The 4,905-nt window shown below is 63.8% G+C and carries 2 protein-coding genes; both read right to left on the bottom strand.

Features of this window, described 5'->3' with window-relative positions; genetic code table 11:
- Positions 1-2 precede the first annotated feature (2 nt).
- Positions 3-4,025, bottom strand: coding sequence for an N-6 DNA methylase (locus tag IRZ31_RS20185; RefSeq protein WP_297157204.1), 4,023 nt, complete (start codon positions 4,023-4,025; stop codon positions 3-5).
- A gap of 245 nt (positions 4,026-4,270) precedes the next feature.
- On the bottom strand, positions 4,271-4,774 hold the full coding sequence (locus IRZ31_RS20180; RefSeq protein ID WP_297157201.1) for an HIT domain-containing protein: 504 nt from the start codon (positions 4,772-4,774) through the stop codon (positions 4,271-4,273).
- Between the last annotated feature and the right edge of the window lie 131 nt (positions 4,775-4,905).

The raw sequence follows: 4,905 nt of genomic DNA, 5'->3' as shown, positions 1-4,905 counted from the left end.
TCTCACCACTCGCCGTAGCGATAGCGGGTTTCTTCTTCGATCAGGGTGCGTTCTGGCTGATCGAGGGCGAAGGCGTCGTAGACGGCGTTGTTGAGAGCGGTCTCCAGGTGGACGATCTCGGCGGTGAGCTGTTCGATTGCCTGGCGGCGCTCGGAAAGCAGCTCCTCCCACTCGTCGCGATCCTTGAGGGGGATGTCGCGTTTGAAGCTGCGGCGCAGCTCTTCGCGGAAGGTGTCGAAGGGGAGCGTCCACCACTCCTGGAGGCGCTCGCTCAGCCTGGTCTGGCCGGCGCCCAGGTCTTTGATGATGCGTTGGGTGGTGCGGCGCCGCAGGCTATAGCGCTGTTGGGCCACCTCGGTGAGCTGCCGGGCCAGGGCGCCGATCCTCTGGCGCTGCTCCTCGCTCAGCTCGGGAATGGGCAGGCGCTCAATGTATTGTATCTTTTGCTGGTAAATCATCAGCCCTTCTCGCTCGGCGAGTGGAGCGCAGAGATTTGAGATACAGAACCAGATCACGCGTGATTGGAGAAGGCCCAGAAGCGAGAAATCTATAGCTTCCAGGATAAAGCCTTTATCATTGCAGAAGTAGCCCTTCTCATCCCAGGAGAAACGCGGGTACTTGGCCATGTCAGGCCAGAAGATTTTCGTCGTCTCAAACGCATCGTAGTAATCGCACGCGCGCAGCTCCCACCAGAACTGACCCTTATCGTAGCGCTTCCTGGCGGCGTTGGCAAACGGCTCCAGATGGGCAGCCAGGTGAGGATAGCGTTCGGCAAGCTGCTGCCAGGCTGCGGCCTCGCCCTCATCGGCCCTGGGGAACGTCGCCCGCGTCCAGCCGCTCGGAATGCAAATCAGCCAGCGGCCCTCGTTCTCCTGGTACCAGGGGCGCAGGTCCTCGCCGCGCACCAGCGGCTTGAGCAGGGCCGCGCTGGCCGGATCGGCCTGCACCAGGCGCTCGCGCGTCGCCGTATCCACAATGAAGGCCTCGTTCAGGCCCGTCAGCACGCCGCGATACATGCGTCCGGCCACCACCTCCTTCAGCGGCCTGCCGCTGGTCAGCAGGCGTTCGAAGAGGCGGCGCGAGGCATCGCTGCGGAGCTGCCAGCCGCTATCGGGCTGATCGCCGATCGTCACCGCAAAGCGCAGCTCCTCCAGGCGGTGGGCAAAATCCCTGACCCCCTCGCTGCGCGTGAAGACCGCCACCTGGGCCTGGCTCCCTGGCGGCGGCGGCGCCTTGCGCACCATCTGGATGGCCGGGCTGAGGTCCGGCGCATCGGCGAAGATGCGCGTATTGCCCAGATCGATCAGCTCCTCGACCGTCGTCTGCGTCCGCAGGAACTGGCGCAGGGCCGTCGCATAATTGGCGCGCAGCCAGCTATTGCTACTGATATAGGCCAGGCGGCCACCCGGGCGCAGCAGGCGCAGGCCCTGCTCAAAGAAATAGACAAAGAGATCGGCCTGCCCGTGGTAGACGGCGTAATGCGCCTGGAAGAAGGGCTTATCCTCTCCCAGCTTCTCCTGGCGTACATAGGGTGGGTTGCCGATCACCACATCGAAGCCGGCCTTCTCGCCCAGCGGGCGGCCATCGGGAGCCAGGAAGACCTCGGGAAACTCCAGCTCCCAATGGAAGAAGAGGCGACGCTGGCTCAGGGCATGGGCGGCATCCAGCAATTCCAGCGCCTGCCGCTCATACTCATAGGCTTCTGGCTTCCCCACCGCATAGGCCGTCAGCCAGCCCCACCAGCCTTCTTTAACCTCCACCCCATAGAAGAGAGCCGTCGCCAGATCCAGAATCCCCTGGTACTTCGCAATAAAGTGGCTGCGCAGGCGCTCGTAGACCTCCTCCTGGTGGCGCACCTCAGCCAGCGAGCGCCCCTCAATCCCCTCGATCTCGCTCATCCACTGCAGCGCCTCCCCCACTCCGGTGCGGAACTCCTCGTCTTCCAGCAGCACCAACTGCAGCGGCTGCGGCTCCTCCCCGGCTGACCCCGTGCCAGCCTCGCCGTCCGCGCCTGTCGCGTTGCCCGCGCTGGGGGCTGGTGCCGGCCTGCTTCGGGCGGGCCCGTTCCCCGTGCGGCTGCGACCGCGGCGGCCATTGGCGCTCGACTCAGCGCCTGCCAGCTCCTCCAGGCGGCCTGCCAGCGGATGGCGTCCCGCCGCCGCCTCGGCCAGCCAGGACCCCACCAGGGCATTGCCCGGGCGCAGGTGGTGGTCCAGAAAGCTCAGCGGATACTCGCGGGCCGCCGTCGCCAGCCAGAGCGACAGCTTCGCCAGCTCCACCGCCAGCGGATTCAGATCCACCCCATAGAGGCACTGCTGCACCACGCGCCGCTTCCAATAGACCACATCCGTCTCGCCCGTTCCCTCCTCTGGCACGGCGCCCAGCTCCACCAGCGAGCGCGCCAGAAACTCCAGCGCCTCCACCAGAAAATGGCCGCTGCCCATCGCCGGATCGAGCACATTGATCCCCAGCACCGCCGCAATGCGCTCCTCCTGCGACTGTGCCTTGCGCAGCGCCTCATCGAGGACCGGCTGCAGCGTGCGCTCCACCATATACTTGACCACAAAATCCGGCGTATAGTAGCTGCCCGTCAGCTTCCGCTGGCCGCTATCGGTCACCAGATAGACCTCGCCCGGCTCATAGCGGCGGGCGACGGCGCGGCCATTGACCTGAGAGAGCGGCACCACCTCGCTCGTCGCCTGCAGCTCGGCCATTGGCTCCTCGGCCACATAGAGCGTATACTCCAGCAGCCCCTCATAGATCGTTCCCAGGTGGCGCTCCGACAGATCGCGGTAATCGATCGGCACCTTGCGGCTGCGATCGTGTGGATCGGGCGCATAGGCCAGCAGCTCCAGGGCCTGACAGAGGGCCTCATCGCCGACCGCGTACTGCTCCAGGAAAGGCGCCTTCTGCGGATCAAAGAGGCCGCCGTCGAAGACGCTGACCCCCATCAGGCGATTGCCCGCATGCAGGCTCTCGAAGAGCGTCTTCAGATGGGCCCAGACCAGGGCCACGTTGGGTAAGGCCGTCTTCTCCTGCAGCAAGCGCGAGGCCTGCTGTGCCAGCAGCCGCAGACTGAAGCGCTTGCTATAGATCGTGCCGCTCTCCACCGGCAGCAACTGGCGGGCCTCCGCATAGAAGATAAAGAGCAGGCGGTAGAGCAGGATCAGCGCATGCTCATAGACCAGGCGGCGGTTCTCCGGCGTTGGGACCAGCTCATTGCGCGGAAACTGGAAGAGGCCCTGAGCGATCAGGCGCAGGGCATCGTAGACCTGTTCGCGCAGATTCTCGCGCACGCGCTGGGCCGACTCGCTGCTGGCCGTCAGCAGATGATCCAGCGAGAGAGGCGAGAGAGGTCGGAATGCCTCCGGTCGGAAGAAGGCGTAGAAATAGAGGAACTGCTGAGGGTCGCCATTTTCCAGAAGCTCGGGCAGATCGACCTCATAGAAGACATCCAGTTTATGGGCGGTCGAGCGGTGGTAGAGGCGCCACTTGCGACCGTTGGTCAGCAGGCCCCAGGGCAGGCCGCTATGCAGCATATAAAAGAAGATCTGCCAGGAAGGATTTTTATTCGAGAAAGCCTCTGAAGCTGAGCGGGTCATCTGATCGAGGGGGCGGTCCCAGTACTTGGCATCGCCGACGGCGAGCACCCCGCGCTCCGAGGCCTGTTCATCGAGAGGGAGGCCCTGGCAGGCCACGCGTGCGGCTTCCGTCTCAAAAAAGACATAGTCAGGTTTCTGCGTGCCGCCGGGCACCTGGAGCGACGGCTGCACCGTAAAGATGTGGCCCAGCGTCTCCAGCACCGGCTGAATCCATTCATGTTCCGTCTGAGCCTCATTGGCCGTCTTCTGCAGCGGGCGGAAACGCTCATAGCGCTGGCGCAGCTCCCGCTGCACGCGCTCCGCAGTGGGGATCAGCTTCTGCCACTCGGGCTGATTGGGAAGCACCTCATCGAGGAAGTAGTCGGAGAAGAGGCGCTGATTATTATGGCGAGCGATCAGCAACAACTGCCTTGTCTCGGGCACCTGATCAGACCCCCTCTTGTTCGGAACTGGCAACGGAGAGGCCACATCGCTGACCAGCTAAGCTATGCGGCTTAGTACGTTACTATAGCACAACAGAAGCGTAGAGGCAAGAAGCCGGCGGCGCGAGGCCCGGCCTGGCGTGGCGGCGCTGGTCTGCTCGGGCGTCTTGGACCGTAGGCGGCCAGGAAGCGCCAGCGTGCAGCGCCGCGAGCCGCGAGCGCGCCGGGGGCTGGCCCTGCCCTTATTCACCTCCCCTGGAGGGTGGCGAGCGTCTCCTTGAGCTGACGATAGACATTATCGAGATGCTCGGGGATCACCTTCACATCGGCGATCACCGGCATAAAATTCGTATCGCCGAGCCAGCGCGGCACCACGTGCAGATGCATATGGTCGGCGAAGCCGGCGCCGGCCACCTTCCCCTCATTGATCCCCAGATTGAAGCCATCGGGGGCCATCAGCTTGCGCAGCGCGCGCAGAGCTAGCTGAGCCTGAGCCATCAGCTCGCCGAGCGTCTCCGCCTCCAGCTCCGTAATGCTGGGCACGTGGCGGTAAGGGGCGATCATCAGATGGCCGTTATTGTAGGGATAGAGATTGAGCATCATAAAGCAGCGCTCGCCGCGGTAGACGATATGGTTGCTGGCATCGTCGTTGGCGGCGGGCTTGCTACAAAAGATGCACTCATCGGACTTCGCCTGTTGATCCTTTGGCGTGATGTACGCCATGCGCCAGGGAGCCCATAAATTTTCCATGCGCGCAGTTCTCCTTACTGAATCTGGATAAGAAGGAGCGGGCGAGGGCAGCGCAGGCGACAAATGAGCTGCACCTGCTTGCCTGGGCGAAGACGAGTATAGCAGGAGGGAGAGAGGGAGGTCAATCTATC

The organism is Thermogemmatispora sp., from assembly GCF_019683635.1.
GTDB lineage: Bacteria > Chloroflexota > Ktedonobacteria > Ktedonobacterales > Ktedonobacteraceae > Thermogemmatispora.
The sequence above is the reverse complement of the archived record's forward strand: the minus strand, read 5'-3'. Positions and strand labels throughout refer to the sequence as shown.